Here is a 16533-nt window from a genome sequence, read left to right as displayed (position 1 = left end):
TTTTTTTTTATTTGTAATATACTTAAAAATGAAAATAAAAATAAGTATTTTAAAGGACTAAAAATGCAAATTACTTATACCTTAACAGATGAGTCGCCAGCTCTTGCGACTTATTCGTTTTTGCCTATAGTGAAAGCTTTTTTAAGTAGGGCACATATAGGAGTAAAAACCTCGGATATTTCTTTATCTGGAAGGATTTTAGCTACTTTTAGCGAGTATTTAAAAGAGGAACAAAGATGTGAAGATGCTTTAGAGCTTTTAGGTGAGCTTGTAAAAAGATCGGATGCAAATCTTATTAAAACCCCAAATATTTCAGCTTCTATTCCTCAGCTTAAGGCAGCGATTAAAGAATTGCAAGATAAGGGTTACATGTTACCAAATTACCCAGATGAGCCAAAAAATGATGAAGAATTGCAAATTAAAACAAAATATCAAAAAGTTTTAGGTTCAGCGGTTAATCCTGTGTTAAGACAAGGAAATTCAGATCGTCGTTCAACAAAAGCGGTAAAAGACTATGCAAAAAACAATCCTTATCGTGTGGTTGAGTTTAATCCAAATTCAAAAACTCGTGTTTCTTACATGAAAGAGGGGGATTTTTTCTCTAATGAAAAAGCGGTTTTAATCGATCAAGATTGTGTGGCTAATATAGAATTTACAAGTATTGATGGTAAAAGTGAAATTTTAAAAGAGGGTTTAAAGCTTGAAAAAAATGAAATTTTAGACGCTACTTTTATGGATGTGCAAAAACTTCAGGAATTTTATGCAAAAGAAATTAAAGCAAGCAAAGATGATGATGTGCTTTTTTCTTTGCATTTAAAAGCTACAATGATGAAAGTAAGCGATCCTATACTTTTTGGCTATGCGGTAAAAGTATTTTTTAAAGAATTATTTATCGAATTTCAAGATGAATTTGAAAAATTAGGTATTAATCCAAATAATGGTTTAAGTGAGCTTTTAAGTAAGATCGAAAATTCAAGCAAAAAAGATGCAATTTTAAAAAAATACAATGAAATTTTAGCTAAATCTGCTGATATTTCTATGGTAAATTCAGATAAAGGCATTACAAATCTTCATGTTCCAAGCGATGTTATCGTTGATGCTTCTATGCCTGCAATGCTTAAAAATGGCGCAAGATTGTGGGATAAGGAAGGTGAGGAAAGAGATACAAATGCCGTAATTCCTGATCAAACTTACGCAACTATTTATGAGGCGGTTATTGAAGATTTACATAAAAATGGCACTTTAAATCCTTCAAAACTTGGCAGTGTATCCAATGTGGGCTTAATGGCTAAAAAAGCTCAAGAATACGGTTCTCATGATAAAACTTTTGTGGCTAAGGAAGAGGGGACTTTTAAAATAGTTTCTAACAGTAAAGTTTTATTAGAACATAAGGTTAGAAAGGGTGATATTTATAGAGTCAATCAGGCTAAATTTGATGCGGTGTTAAATTGGATTGATTTAGGTATAGAAAGATCAGAACTTAGTGGAGCCGAGGCCATTTTTTGGTTAGATAGCAAAAGATCTAGTAATAAAATCATGATAACTTTGGTACAAAATCGTTTAAAAGAAAAGGGTAAAAATATAGCTATTTTAGCTCCAAAAGAAGCTTGTTTAAGAAGTTTAGAGTTAATCCGAGAAGGTAAAGATGTTATTTCTATCACGGGTAATGTTTTAAGGGATTATTTAACTGATCTTTTTCCTATTTTAGAGCTTGGAACAAGTGCAAAAATGCTTTCTGTTGTGCCTATGTTAAATGGTGGAGCTATGTTTGAAACAGGAGCAGGGGGTTCAGCACCTAAACAAGTAGAACAATTAGTCGAAGAAAATCATCTGCGTTGGGATAGTTTGGGTGAATTTTTGGCCTTGCAAGCAAGTTTGGAATTTTATGCAAATAAATGTAGCAATCATAAAGCTAAGGTTTTGGCAGAATGTCTTGATGAGGCTATAGGCGAATGGCTTGAAAATAATAAAGTTCCATCAAGAAAAGTTAAAGAAGATGACAATAGAACAAGTCATTTTTATTTAGCAATGTATTTTGCAAATCATTTAGCAAGACAAGCAAGTGATATGGAGCTTCAAAGCTTTTTTAAAGATATTGCCCTAGAGCTTTCTTCTAATGAAGAAAAAATCAGAGCCGAATTTAACGATGCACAAGGTGTGAAAGTGGATTTGGGTGGGTATTATAAATTTGATGATGAAAAAGCAAATAAAATTATGCGCCCAAGTGCAACTTTTAACGCTATTTTAGAAAAAATAGGACAAAGATGAAAATCACTATTATAGGGGCTGGCAATGTAGGCTCAAGCGTAGCTTATGCTTTGATTTTAAGAGAGATAGCAAATGAAATTGTTTTAGTAGATATCAATGAGGATTTACTTTATGCAAAAGAACTAGAGCTTACTCAAAGCATAGCTGCTTTAAATTTAAATATAGATTTACTTTGCACTAAAGATTATACTTATACTAAAAATTCAGATATAGTGCTTTTTAGTGCAGGTTTTGTTAGAAAAGATGGGCAAAGTAGAGAAGAATTGCTTCAGTTAAATACAAGTATTATGCTTGATTGCGCTAAAAAAATTAAAGATTTTACAGAAGATCCACTTTTTATTATTTTAACCAATCCTGTGGATTTTCTACTTAATACTCTTTATGAAAGCGGAATTTTTTCATCAAAGAAAATTATAGCCATGGCAGGAGTTTTAGACAATGCAAGATTTAAGTATGAGCTTGCCAAAAAACTTAATGTCAAAATGTCAAGCGTGGATACAAGACTTATTGGTTTTCATAATGATGATATGGTTTTGGTAAAATCTTACGCAAGTGTTAAAAATAAAAATATAAGCGAATTTTTAAATGAAGAAGAATTTGATGATTTGGAAAATGAAGTTAAAACAGGTGGAGCTAAAGTAATCAAACATCTTAAAACTTCAGCTTATTTAGCTCCCGCTAGTGCTTGTATAAGAATGCTTGAGTCTATAAGAAGTGGAGAGTTTTTACCTATGAGTGTGATTTTACATGGAGAATTTGGAGTGCAAAACAAAGCCTTAGGAGTGATGGCAAGATTAGGACTTGAAGGTGTGATTGAAATCATGAGATTAGATCTTAGTTTGCAAGAAAAAGACAAATTAGAAAAATCTTTAATCAAATATCAATATAAAGGAGAATAAATGAACATACATGAGTATCAAGCAAAAGCAATTTTTGCAGATAATGGTATCCCTACCTTAAAGGGAAAAGTTGCATTTAGCGTAGATGAAGCTGTGGCTAATGCTAAAGAATTAGGTGGTAGTGTTTGGGCAGTTAAAGCTCAAATTCATGCAGGAGGTCGTGGTCTTGGTGGTGGTGTAAAAATCGCTAAAAATTTAGATGAGGTAAAAGATTACGCAAGTAAAATTTTAGGAATGAATTTGGTAACTCATCAAACAGGAACTGAAGGTAAGCTCGTGCAAAAACTTTATATAGAAAGTGGTGCTAATATAGTAAAAGAGTATTATTTGGCTATTTTATTTAATAGAATGGCAGAGCAAATTACCATTATCGCTTCAAGTGAAGGAGGGATGGATATAGAAAAAGTAGCCAAAGAAAGCCCTGAAAAAATTGCAAAAGTAGGCATTGATCCACAAATTGGATTTAAAATGTTTCATGGACTTGAAGTAGCGAGATTTTTAGGACTTGATAAAGATGAAGGCAAAAAACTCATTTCCATGATAGCTAAACTTTATAAGCTTTACATGGATAAAGATATGAATATGCTTGAAATCAATCCTTTAATTAAAACTGCAGAAGGGGATTTTTATGCCCTTGATGCAAAATGCAGTTTTGATGATAGTGCACTTTATCGTCATCCTGAAATTGCTGAACTTAGAGATATTACCGAAGAAAATCCTGCTGAAAGAGAAGCGGCTGAATTTGGCTTAAGCTATGTGAAATTAGATGGAGATGTAGCTTGCATGGTAAATGGCGCGGGTTTAGCAATGGCAACTATGGATATTATTAATTATAGCGGTGCAAAACCTGCAAATTTCTTAGATGTAGGTGGGGGAGCTTCTCCTGAAACTGTTGCAAAGGCTTTTGAAATCATTTTAAGAGATAAGAATGTAAAAGTTATATTTATCAATATCTTTGGCGGTATTGTTCGTTGTGATAGGATAGCAAATGGAATTTTAGAAGCTACTAAGAATGTTGAGGTAAATATTCCAATTGTAGTGCGTCTTGATGGTACTAACGCAGCAGAAGCAAAGACAATTTTAGATAATTCAAATCTTAAAAATATCAAAGCAGCAACCAATCTTAAAAACGGTGCAGAGCTTGTAAAAAGTTTAGTAGGATAAGGATGGAAAATGAGTATATTGGTTAATAAAAATACAAAAGTAATAGTTCAAGGTTTTACAGGTAAAGAAGCAACTTTTCACGCTGAGCAATGCATGGCTTATGGTACAAATATAGTTGGAGGTGTTACTCCTCATAAAGGTGGACAAACTCATTTAGGTAAACCAGTTTTTGATACTGTTGCAGATGCGGTTAAAGCAACAAAGGCTGATGTGAGCTTGATTTTTGTGCCTGCTTTTGCTGTGGGTGATAGCGTGGTTGAAGCAGCTGATGCTGGTATTAAGCTTGCAGTTGTAATCACAGAGCATACGCCTGTAAAGGATATGATGTTTGCTAAGCAATATGCTAATAAAAAGGGTATGAAAATCATTGGGCCAAATTGTCCAGGTATTATCACTTCTGAAGAATGTAAGTTAGGTATTATGCCAGGTTTTATTTTTAAAAAAGGTTGCGTGGGGCTTATTTCAAAAAGTGGAACTTTAACTTATGAAGCTGCTAATCAGGTAGTTCAAGGTGGTTATGGAATTTCTACTGCAGTAGGAATTGGCGGTGATCCTATTATAGGTCTTGCTTATAAAGAACTTTTAAGTGAATTCCAAAAAGATGATGAAACTAGGGCTATTGTAATGATAGGTGAAATTGGCGGTAGTTTGGAAGTGGAAGCAGCTAAATTTATTAAAGAAAATATTAGCAAACCTGTGGTAGCATTCATTGCAGGTGCAACTGCTCCAAAAGGTAAAAGAATGGGGCATGCAGGTGCCATAGTAGGAAGTGCTGATGAAAGCGCTGCAGCTAAAAAAGAAGCTTTAAAAAGCTATGGAATTCATGTGGTGGATTCTCCGGCTTTAATTGGTGAAGAAATTCAAAAAATATTAGGTTAATAAAGGAAAAAACATGAGTATGACAGCTCCAAAAGATACACCTGTTTGGGTAGATGAGTATAGATGTAAAGCATGCAATATTTGTGTTAGCTATTGCCCCGCTGGGGTTTTAGCTATGCGCGATGATGTGCATGCAGTTTTAGGACAAATGATAGAGGTAGTACACCCTGAATCCTGTATAGGCTGTACCGAGTGTGAGACACATTGCCCTGATTTTGCTATTATGGTGGCAAAAAGAGATGAATTTAAATTTGCCAAACTTACTGCTGAGTCTAAAGATAGAGCTGTAGCCGTAAAAAATAACAAATACAAAAAATTAGCATAGGAAAAATAATGAGAGAAGTTATAGCAACAGGTAATGTTTTAATCGCCAAAGCTGCGATTGATTGTGGATGTAAATTTTTTGGAGGCTATCCTATTACCCCTAGTAGTGAGATAGCTCATGAATTAAGCCATATGCTTCCTGCAAATGATGGAACTTTTATACAAATGGAAGATGAAATTTCAGGTATTAGTGTGGCTATTGGTGCGGCAATGAGTGGAGTAAAATCCATGACTGCAAGCAGTGGTCCTGGAATTTCTTTAAAAGCAGAGCAAATAGGACTTGCATTTATTGCCGAAATTCCACTTGTGATTGTAAATGTTATGAGAGGTGGTCCTTCAACAGGTCTTCCAACCCGTGTAGCACAAGGAGATTTGTTTCAGGCTAAAGCACCAACTCATGGGGATTTTGCAAGTATTGCTATTGCTCCTGCAAGTCTTGAAGAAGCTTATACAGAAACCATTAGAGCGTTTAATTTAGCTGAAAAATATATGACTCCAGTATTTTTACTTATGGATGAAACTGTAGGGCACATGAATGGTAAAGCGGTTTTACCTGATTTAAAAGATATTAAAGTGTATAACCGTAAAAAATTTGAAGGAGATAAAAAGGATTACAAACCTTATGCAGCAGGAGAAAATGAGCCTGCAACTTTAAATCCTTTCTTTACAGGTTATCGTTATCATGTTACAGGACTTCATCATGGAGATATAGGTTTTCCAACTGAAGATGGAGTTATAGTGAAAAAAAATATGGAAAGACTCATAGGTAAAATAAAAAACAATCAAGAAGATATTTGTGCTTATGAAGAGTATATGCTTAATGATGCTGAATTTTTAATCATTGCTTATGGAAGCGTAAGTCGTTCAGCAAAAGAAGCTATACAAAGATTAAGAGAACAAGGGATTAAAGTGGGACTTTTCCGTCCAATTACTCTTTATCCAGTGGCTGAGAAAAAAATTGCTGAAGTTGTAAGCAAATTTAAAAAAGTAATGGTAAGCGAGCTTAATATGGGACAATATCTTGAAGAGATTGAAAGAGTAACTTCGCGTCGCGATTTTATTAGCTTACACCGTGCAAATGGTCGTCCTATCACTCCAAGTGAAATTATTGCTAAGGTAAAGGAGAATATATAAATGGCTTTTAATTATGATGAATATCTAAGAGTAGATAAAATGCCTACTCAGTGGTGCTGGGGATGTGGCGATGGTGTTGTTTTAAAATGTATTATCCGTGCAATAGAAAAACTTGGTTGGAATATGGATGATGTTTGTCTTGTTTCGGGTATAGGTTGTAGTGGTAGAATGAGTTCTTATGTAAATTGCAATACAGTTCATACTACTCATGGTAGAGCAATAGCTTATGCAACAGGTATTAAATTAGCCAATCCTAGCAAACATGTTATTGTAGTAAGCGGAGATGGCGATACTTTGGCAATTGGTGGAAATCATACCATACATGGTTGTCGTAGAAATATTGATTTAACCCACATTGTGATCAATAACTTTATCTATGGACTTACGAATTCTCAAACAAGTCCAACTACTCCAAAAGGTTTTTATACAGTAACAGCTCAATTTGGAAATATTGACCCTAATTTTGATGCGTGTGAATTAACTAAAGCTGCAGGAGCTTCTTTTGTGGCAAGGGGCAATGTGATTGAAGCTAATAAGCTTGAAAATTTAATTTACAAAGCTTTAGCACATAAAGGTTATAGTTTTGTAGATGTTTTTTCAAATTGTCATATCAATCTAGGCAGAAAAAACAAAATGGGTGAAGCTGTGGCTATGCTTGATTGGATTAAAAACCGTGTTGTAGATAAAGCTAAATTTGAAAGCATGGATTTTGAAGAAAGAAAAGATAAATTTCCAACAGGAATTTTACATGAGGATAATTCTCAGCCAGAATATTGCCATGCTTATGAAGAAGTGCGTCGTGCTGCTAAGGAAAAAAGAATGGTGGATTTAGGAGCTTTAAAATGAAATATCAATTAAGATTTGGCGGTGAAGGTGGACAAGGTGTTATCACCGCAGGAGAAATTTTGGCAGAAGCAGCTATTAAAGAAGGTCGCCAAGCTTTTAAGGCTTCTACTTACACTTCGCAAGTGCGTGGCGGTCCTACTAAGGTAGATATTATCATTGATGATAAAGAAATTTTATTTCCTTATGCTGTAGAAGGAGAGATAGATTTTATGCTTTCAACCGCAGATAAGGGTTATAAAGGTTTTCGTGGGGGTGTAAAAGAAGGAGGCATTATAGTTGTAGAGCCAAATTTAGTACATCCTGAAAGTGAAGATTATAAAAAATGGCAAATTTTTGAAATTCCTATTATTACCATAGCTAAAGATGAGGTAGGAAATGTGGCTACTCAATCAGTTGTAGCACTTGCAATTGCTGCTTATATGAGCAAATGTATAGATTTAGATGTTTTAAAAGAAACTATGCTTCATATGGTTCCTGCAAAAACTCGTGACGCAAATGCTAAAGCTTTTGATCTGGGTGTAAAATACGCTACTCAAGCAAAACCACATTCATAATAAATTCCGCACTATGCGGAATTTAACTTCTAAAATTTTATATATTGCAAATAAAATTTAAATTTTAATTATTTTAATTTAGCTACTTTTAACGATTAAAATTTTATAATCAAAAACTTATATTTTCAAGGAAAATTAATGGATTTTTTTGATGAAATGTTTAATAAAACTCCAAAAGAAAAATTTATAGAAATTATACAAAATGGAAATTTAGGAGCCTTAGAAAAAGTTTTTGAGGAATTTTTTGCTGATCATATTGCCATGATAGAACTTTTAGAAAAACAAGGTTTAACAGAAATGGATGTAAAAAATTTCATATTAGAAAATGGTGATTTCATAGAAGAAAGACAAAATGATATTTATATAGAATTAGGCGCAAAAATTTTAGGACACGAAGGCTAAAATTGTTTAAAATAAGCCCCTATCTAATTTGTATTTTTTTTATTTTTGGTAATGTTTTAGCATCTGAACCAACTTTTGATTATACTTATAAATTTATACTTAAAAAAGATGAGAGAGCTAGTGTGCAGATTAAAGAAATAGGCTATGAAGATAAGGTGCAAAATTTTGATTTTTATTGGACTTTGTTTGATAATACTAATATCATCGTACATTCGAAATTTCGCAAATATCCGCGTCAATTTGTGATGAGTTTAAGAAGAAATTTAGATTGGGTAACTCAAACTTTAATACCTGATTATACCAATCCACATATTGATAGAGCAAGACTGATTTTAGAATTTAGTGGTTATAATAAAGGTTTGGCAACTTTTACAGTTTATATAGAAGATAAGGAATCTCGTTTAATGGTAGAATTTTTAGATCCGAGAAAAAAAGCTTTACAAAATCCACCGCAAAACAATCAGGTTGTTCCTATGATTAATTTTAACAAACCTCAGGTAAAACCATTAACAAACAAAGAAAATAATAATAGCAATTAACAAGGAAAAGATAGTGCAAAAAATAGATGAATTAATAAAACAGTTTTTACAAGAGCTTGACTATGAACCTATTTTAAATATGCTTTCAAATGTAAAATCAGGAAAGAAGTTACGTTCTAAATTATTATTAGCTATCGCAGATGAGAGTGAGATTGCTTTTAAAATTTGTGCAACTATAGAATTGATACATCTTGCTAGTTTGTTACATGATGATATTATCGATGAGAGTGAATTAAGGCGTGGAGCAAGATCTGTCAATGCTGAATTTGGTACAAAAAATGCTCTTATGTTGGGTGATATTTTGTATTCAAAAGCCTTTTATGAATTGAGCAAAATGGATGCTAGATTTGCAAGTATTATTTCAGATGCTGTTGTAAAGCTTGCTATAGGTGAACTTATGGATGTTGATTTGGGAGAGAAATTTAATATCAATAAAGAAGCTTATTTGAAAATGATTTATAATAAAACAGCTGTTTTGATCGAAGCAAGTGCGAGATGCGGAGCTATTTTGGCTGGATTATATGAAAAAGATTTTGCAGAATATGGAAAAAATTTAGGACTCGCTTTTCAGATGATTGATGATATTTTAGATATTAAGAGTGATGAAAAAATTCTTGGAAAACCTGCTATGAATGATTTTAAAGAGGGTAAGACTACCTTACCTTATATTTATCTTTATGAAAATTTACAAGAACAAGATAGGATATATTTGCAGACTTTATTTAAAAAAGATTTAAATGAAAATGAAAAAGAGTGGCTAAAAACTAAATTTGAAGAACAAAAAGCTTTGGAAAAAGCTATTTTAGAAGCTAAAACTTATGCAAAAAAGGCTAGCAAAGCGATTGAAAAATATGATAATAAGAAGCTTAATGATATTATTAAAGCTATGATAGATAGGGAATTTTAATGTATTATTGTATATCTTTTACTCACAAAAATACAGATATTGCCTTAAGGGAAAAGTTAAGCTTTTCCAATGAAGCTAAAAAAAGTGAGTTTTTAAAAATTATCAGTACTCATAAAAATATTGAAGAATGTTTGGTTATAAGTACTTGCAATCGTGTTGAAATTGTTGCTTTTGTAAAAATGGCCTGTGTGGAGTTTATTGTTAAATCTTTGGCTTTGCTTTGTGATGTGGATAAAGATATTTTACTTGAAAAAGTTGATATTTTTGAAGATAGTGGAGCAATTCACCATCTTTTTTCTGTAGCAAGTTCTTTGGATAGTTTGGTGGTTGGAGAAACTCAGATAGCAGGACAATTAAAAGATGCTTTTGCTTTTGCTGTAAAAAATAGCTTTTGTGGAGTACACCTTTCAAGAGCAGTGCATAGTGCTTTTAAATGCGCTGCTAAGGTACGTAATGAAACTCAAATTTCTAAAAATCCTATTTCTGTAGCTAGCGTTGCTGTAGCAAAAGCAAAAGAACTTGCAGATTTAACGCAAAAAAAAGCTGTTGTTATTGGAGCTGGAGAGATGGGAGAACTTGCGGCAAAACATTTAATTGCTGCAAGTGCTAAAGTGATTATTTTAAATCGTGATTTACAAAAAGCCAAAGATTTGTGCGAGAGACTTGGTGTTTTAAGCGAATATGATAGTTTAGAAAATTTAAAAAAATATTTAAATCAATACGAGTTTTTTTTCTCAGCTACCAATGCACCAAATGCTATTATTACAAATTCTTTAATAGAAGAACTTCCTTACAAAAGGTATTTTTTTGATATTGCAGTTCCAAGGGATATTGATATCAATGAAAATGAAAATATATCTGTTTTTGCTGTAGATGATCTTGAGATTGTAGTTCAAAAAAATTTAGCACTAAGAGAACAAGAAGCTCGCATGGCTTATGGGATAATAGGTCGTGAAACAAGTGAATTTTTTAGGTATTTAAACGATTTGGCTTTGATGCCTATTATCAAAGCTATGCGCTTGCAAGCTAAAGAATATGCAGATAAACAACTTGAAATTGCGTTAAAAAAAGGATATTTGAAAAAATCCGATAAAGAAGAGGCTAGAAAGTTGATTCATCAAGTTTTTAAGGCTTTTTTACACACGCCTACTGTAAATTTGAAACATTTACAAGGTAAAATGCAAAGTGATACAGTGATTAATGCTATGCGTTATGTTTTTGATTTACAAAATAATCTTGAAGGTTTAAATCAATATAAATGTGAATTTGATATGGAGAATAATGATGAGATTTACTAAATTTTATGCACCAAGTTTAAAAGAAGCGCCAAAAGATGCGAGTTTGCCTAGTCATATTTTTTTAACGCGTGCAGGTTTTGTAGAACAAATTGGTAGCGGACTTTATAATTTCTTGCCTTTAGGAAAAAGAGTTTTGGACAAAATTAAAAATATAGTTAAAGAAGAAATGGATAAGGCTGGAGCACAAGAAGTAAATCTTAGTTTTATTACTCCTGCAAGTTTGTGGCAAGAAAGTGGGCGTTATAATGTTTTTGGAAAAGAACTTTTGCGTTTTAAAGACAGAAAAGAAAATGAATTTGTTTTAGGTCCAACACATGAAGAAGCTATGCTTTCTTTGGTAAAAAACAAAATCACAAGTTATAAACAACTTCCTTTACATTTATATCAAATCGGACTTAAATTTCGTGATGAAGCAAGGCCTAGATTTGGACTTTTAAGATGTCGTGAATTTTTGATGAAAGATGGATATAGTTTTCATGCTAATGAAGAAGATTTAGGGCGTGAGTTTGAGCTTATGTATAAAACTTATTCTCAAATTTTACAAAGAATGGGACTTGATTTTAGAGCAGTTGAAGCTGATAGTGGGGCTATTGGTGGAAGCGGTTCTAAGGAATTTATGGTTTTGGCAAAAAATGGGGAAGATGATATTTTAATTTGTGAAAATTGTGATTATGCGGCTAATGTTGAAGCTGCAAAAAGAGCTAAAAAAATTTGTCAAGATGAGCGTCCTGAAGCAAATTATGCAAGTAAATTTCACACTCCAAATATTAAAACTATAGATTCTTTAGCGCAATTTTTTAAAATTAATGCTTTTTATACGATTAAAGCAGTGGTAAAAAAAGCTATTTATGAAAATGAAAGCAAATTAGTTGTGTTTTTTATAAGAGGAAGTGATGATTTACAAGAAATCAAGGCTCAAAATGCTTGCAATGCCCTTGAACTAGTCGATGCAAGCGAAGAAGAATTGGAAAAAGCTGGTTTAGTAGCTGGTTTTATAGGTTTTGTGGGATTAAAAGATATAGATTTTTATATAGATTTTGAGCTTGAAAACGAAAAACAAATGATTATGGGTGCGAATGAAAAAGATTATCATTTAATCGGCATTGATGTTGTAAATTTAAACAAAGATCGTTTTAAAGATTTGATTGAAGTTAAAGAAGGGGATTGCTGTGCTAAATGTGGAGCAAAATTAAAACAAAGCAAAGGTATAGAAGTAGGGCATATTTTTAAACTAGGACAAAAATATTCCAAAGCGATGAATGCAAATTTCTTAGATGAAAATGGCAAAAGTCAGCCTTTTTACATGGGATGTTATGGCATAGGTGTTTCACGCTTGTTGGCTGTAGCTATTGAAGCAAGTCATGATGAAAAAGGATGTATTTGGAATAAAACTTTAGCTCCTTTTGTGCTTGAAATTATTGTTTCAAATCTCAAAGATGAAAAGGCTTTAGAATTTGCCAATAAGCTTTATGAGGATTTAACCAATCTTGGATTAGAGGTATTGCTTGATGATAGAAATGAGCGTTTTGGGGTTAAAATGAATGATTTTGAACTTATGGGCTTTCCTTATGCGTTAGTTGTTGGTAAAGGATTAGAAAAGAATGAAATAGAGCTTATCCAAAGAGAAGGTTTGATAAAAGAACTTATAAAAACTGATGAACTTATGGAAATTCTTAAAAAGAAAGTGTTATGAATTATAAATTAAGTTTAAGTCCTTTGTTTGTACTTGAAATTATTGCAAGTGTGCTTTTTATAGTTTTTTTTGGTTTTGGTAATTTTTTGTTTTTCATACTTTTGAGTATGATTTTTGGGGTGGTTTTATTGGGTGTTTTTTGGAAAAATATGCTTGAATTTCAAATGGGTGGCTTAAAGGATATGTTAACACAATTTTCTTTTGTTATCGCAGGATTTTTGCTTGTTGTTCCAGGGATTATTACAAGTGTTTTTGGAATTTTTGTATTTTTCTTTGGTATTACTTTGAAATTAATGACTAAATCAAAATATCAATACGCTAAGCAAGAGTATCAAAATTCTAATGAAGAAATCATTGATGTTGAAATTATAGAGGATAGAAAATGAAGCTTATTATCGCAACAAGAAAAAGTCAATTAGCCCTTTGGCAAAGTGAGCATGTAGCCCAAATTTTAAAAAATACACATCAAATTGAAGTGCTTTTAGAAGGTTTTAAAACAAAAGGTGATGTTTTGCTGGATTCTCCTTTGGCAAAAATTGGCGGTAAGGGACTTTTTACAAAAGAACTTGAAGAAAGTATGTTAAGAAAAGAAGCACATTTGGCGGTGCATAGTTTAAAAGATGTGCCTAGTTTTTTTCCTCAAGGTTTAGTCTTGGCAGCGGTAAGTAAAAGAGAGCAAAGCAATGATGCCATGCTAAGTCAAAATTATAAAGATTTTCTTTCTTTGCCAAAAGGTGCAAAAATAGGCACTACTAGTCTTAGACGCAAGATGCAGATTTTATTACTAAGACCTGATTTAGAGATTATTTCTTTGCGTGGCAATGTTAATTCTCGTATAGAGAAATTAAAAAATAATGAATTTGATGCGATCATTTTAGCTATGGCGGGAATTAAACGTTTAAACTTAGATAAGCAAGTGAATTTTGTTTATGAATTTAGCAAGGATGAGCTTATTCCCTCGGCTTCTCAAGGAGCTTTAGGTATAGAAAGCATAAATGATGAAAAAATTTTAGAACTTTTAAAATGTTTAAATGATGAAAATGCTTTGATTGAAACAAGCATTGAAAGAGAATTTATTGCTACTTTAGAAGGGGGTTGTCAAGTTCCTATAGGTATTAACGCAGAGCTTTTAGGAGATGAAATTTGTGTGCGTGCAGTGCTTGGACTTCCTGATGGAAGTGAAATTTTAAAAGATAAAAGAATGATTAAAAAGAATGATTTTAAAGGTTTTGGGGAGAGTTTGGCTAAGGAGTTTATTGCTAAAGGTGCTAAAGAACTTTTAAAAAAAGCTGAGAGCATGCTATGAAAGAATTTATTCAAATTTTAAAAGAAAATGATCTTTTAAGGGTAATTGAAGAGCCTGTAGATGTAGATCTTGAAATCGCTCATTTAGCTTATATAGAAGCTAAAAAAGGAGAAAAAGGTAAGGCTTTATTGTTTAAAAATCCTATAGATAAAAAATTAAATAAACAATATAAATTTCCTGTTTTGATGAATACTTTTTGCAATGAAAAGGCTTTAAATTTAGCTTTTGGGCGTGATTATGAAGAGGTGGCTGAAGAAATTTCAAAACTCACCAAGCTTCATATTCCTACGAGTTTTAAAGCAAAAATGGATTTTTTTATGAATTTGTTAAGTTTTAAAAATGTTCCTCCTAAAAGACTGAAAAAAAATAAAGCCTTGTATGATTATGAAATTTTAAACTCCCTTGAAGAACTTCCAGTACTTAAAACTTGGGAAGATGATGCGGGTAAATTTATCACCATGGGGCAAGTTTATACGCAAAATTTAGATAAAACTCAAAATAATCTTGGAATGTATCGTTTGCAAATGAGTGATAAAAATGAACTTTTAATGCATTGGCAAATTCATAAAGATGGGGCAAATTTTTATCACGAATACAAAAATGCTGGTTTTAAAAAAATGCCTGTAAGTATAGCTATAGGCGGAGATCCGCTTTATATTTGGTGTTCTCAAGCACCTTTACCTAAAGGAATTTTTGAACTTTTGCTTTATGGTTTTATTAAAAAAACTCCTGCAAAACTTACCCCTTGTGAAAATGGTATTTTTGTACCTTATGATAGTGATGTGGTTATTGAAGGTTATGTGGATTTAGAAGAGTTTAAAATTGAAGGTCCTTTTGGAGATCATACGGGTTTTTACACTCCTGCTGAACTTTTTCCTGTGATGAAAGTAGAAAAAATTTATACTAAAAAAGATGCGATCTATCAAGCAACAGTTGTAGGAAAGCCTCCTTTAGAAGATAAGATTATGGGGCTTGGTACCGAAAGAATTTTTTTACCCTTGCTTCAAACTTCAGTACCTGATTTAATTGATTATAATATGCCTGAAAATGGAGTTTTTCATAATCTTATCTTAGCAAAAATCGATGCAAAATATCCCGCTCATGCGCAACAAATTATGCATGCATTTTGGGGAGTGGGGCAAATGAGTTTTGTTAAACATGCGATTTTTGTAGATAAAAATGCACCTTCTTTGAAAGATTATAATGCTTTAATTCCTTATATCTTAAATCGTTTTGATACAAAGAAAATTTTAATTTCAGAAGGAATTTGCGATCAATTAGATCATGCTTCGCCTAATGCTTGTTTTGGGGGTAAAGCAGGACTTGATGCTTGTAAGGAAACACAAGTAGAAGAGCTTGAAATTTTAGAAGATGAAAAATTGTTAGAACTTTTTAAAACCAAGGTAGAGCTTTTAAATTTAAAGCAATTTTATAAAGAAAGCAAAAGTCCTATAGTTTGCATTTTGCTTGATAAAAAAGAAAAAATCGAACAAAGTTTTAATAAACTTTTAGAATTTAAAAAACATTTTAGGATTTTAGTATTTTTGGATACCGAAAATAAGCTTGAAAACCCTTATATGCTTGTTTGGCGTGTGGTAAATAATATAGATGCTAAAAGAGATATTTTTATCAAAGAAGAAAGACTTGGAGTGGATGCAAGTGCTAAGGGTGAAGCCGAGGGTTATTTAAGAACTTGGCCTAAGCAAACAGATTGCACTAAAAGCGTGATAGAAGATTTAATCTTGCGTAATATTTTAGAAAATAATCCAGATCTTTTTAATAAATTTGAAATTTTTTAAGATAGTTGAGATTTTTTTAAAATTTTGGTACAGTTTTTGCTTATTGTTTTTTTATATTGAAAAATAATTTTTTTCTTTACTAAGTGTTCATAAATTTATAAATTTGTCGATATAAGCTTGTAACTAGCAATAAGAAATTTTAAAAAGGATTTTAAAATGGAAATATCGAAGGCAAATGGGCAAATGGATACAGCTTTGGCAAACATTAGCCAAAGAACAAGTGAGACACAGGCTAGTTCAAACATTCAAACCGATAGAAGTCAAAGCCAAGGAGGCGATGATGGACAACAAGGTGTGAGTGAAAAGTTAGCTAATATTACAAAAAAGTTAAATGAGCAAATGGATTCTTTAGATACTAATGTCCGTTTTGGTTATAGCGATAAAATTAATTCTATGTATATTAGCGTGACTGAAAAAAGTACTGGAAGGGAAATTCGTCAAATCCCTAGTGAAGAAGCTATGAGATTAGCTGAGTATTTTAGGGATGTGATAGGAATGATATTTGATAAGGAGAGTTAAAA

Annotated in this window: 17 protein-coding genes; all 17 read left to right on the top strand. The window is 32.2% G+C overall.

Annotated features, from left to right (window positions below; genetic code table 11):
• Nucleotides 1-63: 63 nt before the first annotated feature.
• A complete protein-coding gene (locus tag ELQ05_RS07105; RefSeq protein WP_052785401.1) occupies nucleotides 64-2268 on the top strand; it encodes an NADP-dependent isocitrate dehydrogenase in 2205 nt (734 codons plus the stop codon).
• On the top strand, nucleotides 2265-3167 hold the full coding sequence (locus ELQ05_RS07100; RefSeq protein WP_052785375.1) for a malate dehydrogenase: 903 nt from the start codon (nucleotides 2265-2267) through the stop codon (nucleotides 3165-3167). Before ELQ05_RS07105 ends, ELQ05_RS07100 begins: the two co-directional genes overlap by 4 nt.
• Complete coding sequence (sucC, locus tag ELQ05_RS07095) at nucleotides 3168-4331, top strand: ADP-forming succinate--CoA ligase subunit beta (RefSeq protein ID WP_052782882.1); 1164 nt, start codon at nucleotides 3168-3170, stop codon at nucleotides 4329-4331. It begins immediately after the preceding gene.
• A 9-nt stretch (nucleotides 4332-4340) separates the two neighbouring features.
• Nucleotides 4341-5210: a succinate--CoA ligase subunit alpha gene (gene sucD / locus ELQ05_RS07090; RefSeq protein WP_052782881.1), complete on the top strand. Its 870-nt coding sequence runs from the start codon at nucleotides 4341-4343 to the stop codon at nucleotides 5208-5210.
• A gap of 13 nt (nucleotides 5211-5223) precedes the next feature.
• On the top strand, nucleotides 5224-5535 hold the full coding sequence (locus tag ELQ05_RS07085) for a 4Fe-4S binding protein (protein WP_052782880.1): 312 nt from the start codon (nucleotides 5224-5226) through the stop codon (nucleotides 5533-5535).
• Nucleotides 5536-5543: 8 nt separating this feature from the next.
• Entirely contained in the window at nucleotides 5544-6668 is a 1125-nt protein-coding gene (locus ELQ05_RS07080; protein ID WP_002921590.1) for a 2-oxoglutarate synthase subunit alpha, read from the top strand.
• The gene (locus tag ELQ05_RS07075; RefSeq protein ID WP_002854895.1) at nucleotides 6669-7514 is read left to right on the top strand and encodes a 2-oxoglutarate ferredoxin oxidoreductase subunit beta; all 846 of its coding nucleotides are present in this window, start codon (nucleotides 6669-6671) and stop codon (nucleotides 7512-7514) included.
• The gene (locus tag ELQ05_RS07070; RefSeq protein ID WP_002870949.1) at nucleotides 7511-8068 is read left to right on the top strand and encodes a 2-oxoacid:acceptor oxidoreductase family protein; all 558 of its coding nucleotides are present in this window, start codon (nucleotides 7511-7513) and stop codon (nucleotides 8066-8068) included. Before ELQ05_RS07075 ends, ELQ05_RS07070 begins: the two co-directional genes overlap by 4 nt.
• Nucleotides 8069-8206: 138 nt before the next feature.
• Complete coding sequence (locus ELQ05_RS07065) at nucleotides 8207-8470, top strand: DUF2018 family protein (RefSeq protein ID WP_052782879.1); 264 nt, start codon at nucleotides 8207-8209, stop codon at nucleotides 8468-8470.
• Nucleotides 8471-8472: 2 nt separating this feature from the next.
• Nucleotides 8473-9009, top strand: coding sequence for an exporting protein (locus tag ELQ05_RS07060; protein WP_096702589.1), 537 nt, complete (start codon nucleotides 8473-8475; stop codon nucleotides 9007-9009).
• Nucleotides 9010-9022: 13 nt separating this feature from the next.
• Nucleotides 9023-9916 carry a hexaprenyl-diphosphate synthase gene (locus tag ELQ05_RS07055; protein WP_134240049.1) on the top strand — a complete coding sequence of 298 codons (894 nt, stop codon included), beginning with the start codon at nucleotides 9023-9025 and terminating at the stop codon, nucleotides 9914-9916.
• A complete protein-coding gene (hemA, locus tag ELQ05_RS07050) occupies nucleotides 9916-11214 on the top strand; it encodes a glutamyl-tRNA reductase (protein WP_134240048.1) in 1299 nt (432 codons plus the stop codon). Before ELQ05_RS07055 ends, hemA begins: the two co-directional genes overlap by 1 nt.
• The gene (locus tag ELQ05_RS07045; protein WP_096702595.1) at nucleotides 11198-12907 is read left to right on the top strand and encodes a proline--tRNA ligase; all 1710 of its coding nucleotides are present in this window, start codon (nucleotides 11198-11200) and stop codon (nucleotides 12905-12907) included. The genes hemA and ELQ05_RS07045 overlap by 17 nt, the downstream gene beginning before the upstream one ends.
• Nucleotides 12904-13293, top strand: coding sequence for an FxsA family protein (locus tag ELQ05_RS07040; RefSeq protein WP_096702597.1), 390 nt, complete (start codon nucleotides 12904-12906; stop codon nucleotides 13291-13293). The genes ELQ05_RS07045 and ELQ05_RS07040 overlap by 4 nt, the downstream gene beginning before the upstream one ends.
• The gene (gene hemC, locus ELQ05_RS07035) at nucleotides 13290-14213 is read left to right on the top strand and encodes a hydroxymethylbilane synthase (protein WP_096702599.1); all 924 of its coding nucleotides are present in this window, start codon (nucleotides 13290-13292) and stop codon (nucleotides 14211-14213) included. Before ELQ05_RS07040 ends, hemC begins: the two co-directional genes overlap by 4 nt.
• Nucleotides 14210-16012, top strand: a complete 1803-nt coding sequence (locus tag ELQ05_RS07030; RefSeq protein ID WP_134240047.1) for a menaquinone biosynthesis decarboxylase — start codon at nucleotides 14210-14212, stop codon at nucleotides 16010-16012. The genes hemC and ELQ05_RS07030 overlap by 4 nt, the downstream gene beginning before the upstream one ends.
• Before the next feature lie 156 nt (nucleotides 16013-16168).
• On the top strand, nucleotides 16169-16531 hold the full coding sequence (locus tag ELQ05_RS07025) for a FlaG family protein (RefSeq protein WP_070316882.1): 363 nt from the start codon (nucleotides 16169-16171) through the stop codon (nucleotides 16529-16531).
• Nucleotides 16532-16533: the final 2 nt, after the last annotated feature.

This window comes from Campylobacter sp. US53, assembly GCF_004378995.1.
GTDB classification, from domain to species: Bacteria; Campylobacterota; Campylobacteria; order Campylobacterales; family Campylobacteraceae; genus Campylobacter_D; species Campylobacter_D jejuni.
The sequence above is the reverse complement of the archived record's forward strand: the minus strand, read 5'-3'. Positions and strand labels throughout refer to the sequence as shown.

Bases quoted from the DNA above. Each gene is read 5' to 3' on its own strand.
- ELQ05_RS07105 (WP_052785401.1), top strand. From the start codon at position 64: ATGCAAATTACTTATACCTTAACAGATGAGTCGCCAGCTCTTGCGACT.
- ELQ05_RS07100 (WP_052785375.1), top strand. From the start codon at position 2,265: ATGAAAATCACTATTATAGGGGCTGGCAATGTAGGCTCAAGCGTAGCT.
- sucC (WP_052782882.1), top strand. From the start codon at position 3,168: ATGAACATACATGAGTATCAAGCAAAAGCAATTTTTGCAGATAATGGT.
- sucD (WP_052782881.1), top strand. From the start codon at position 4,341: ATGAGTATATTGGTTAATAAAAATACAAAAGTAATAGTTCAAGGTTTT.
- ELQ05_RS07085 (WP_052782880.1), top strand. From the start codon at position 5,224: ATGAGTATGACAGCTCCAAAAGATACACCTGTTTGGGTAGATGAGTAT.
- ELQ05_RS07080 (WP_002921590.1), top strand. From the start codon at position 5,544: ATGAGAGAAGTTATAGCAACAGGTAATGTTTTAATCGCCAAAGCTGCG.
- ELQ05_RS07075 (WP_002854895.1), top strand. From the start codon at position 6,669: ATGGCTTTTAATTATGATGAATATCTAAGAGTAGATAAAATGCCTACT.
- ELQ05_RS07070 (WP_002870949.1), top strand. From the start codon at position 7,511: ATGAAATATCAATTAAGATTTGGCGGTGAAGGTGGACAAGGTGTTATC.
- ELQ05_RS07065 (WP_052782879.1), top strand. From the start codon at position 8,207: ATGGATTTTTTTGATGAAATGTTTAATAAAACTCCAAAAGAAAAATTT.
- hemA (WP_134240048.1), top strand. From the start codon at position 9,916: ATGTATTATTGTATATCTTTTACTCACAAAAATACAGATATTGCCTTA.
- ELQ05_RS07045 (WP_096702595.1), top strand. From the start codon at position 11,198: ATGATGAGATTTACTAAATTTTATGCACCAAGTTTAAAAGAAGCGCCA.
- ELQ05_RS07040 (WP_096702597.1), top strand. From the start codon at position 12,904: ATGAATTATAAATTAAGTTTAAGTCCTTTGTTTGTACTTGAAATTATT.
- hemC (WP_096702599.1), top strand. From the start codon at position 13,290: ATGAAGCTTATTATCGCAACAAGAAAAAGTCAATTAGCCCTTTGGCAA.
- ELQ05_RS07030 (WP_134240047.1), top strand. From the start codon at position 14,210: ATGAAAGAATTTATTCAAATTTTAAAAGAAAATGATCTTTTAAGGGTA.
- ELQ05_RS07025 (WP_070316882.1), top strand. From the start codon at position 16,169: ATGGAAATATCGAAGGCAAATGGGCAAATGGATACAGCTTTGGCAAAC.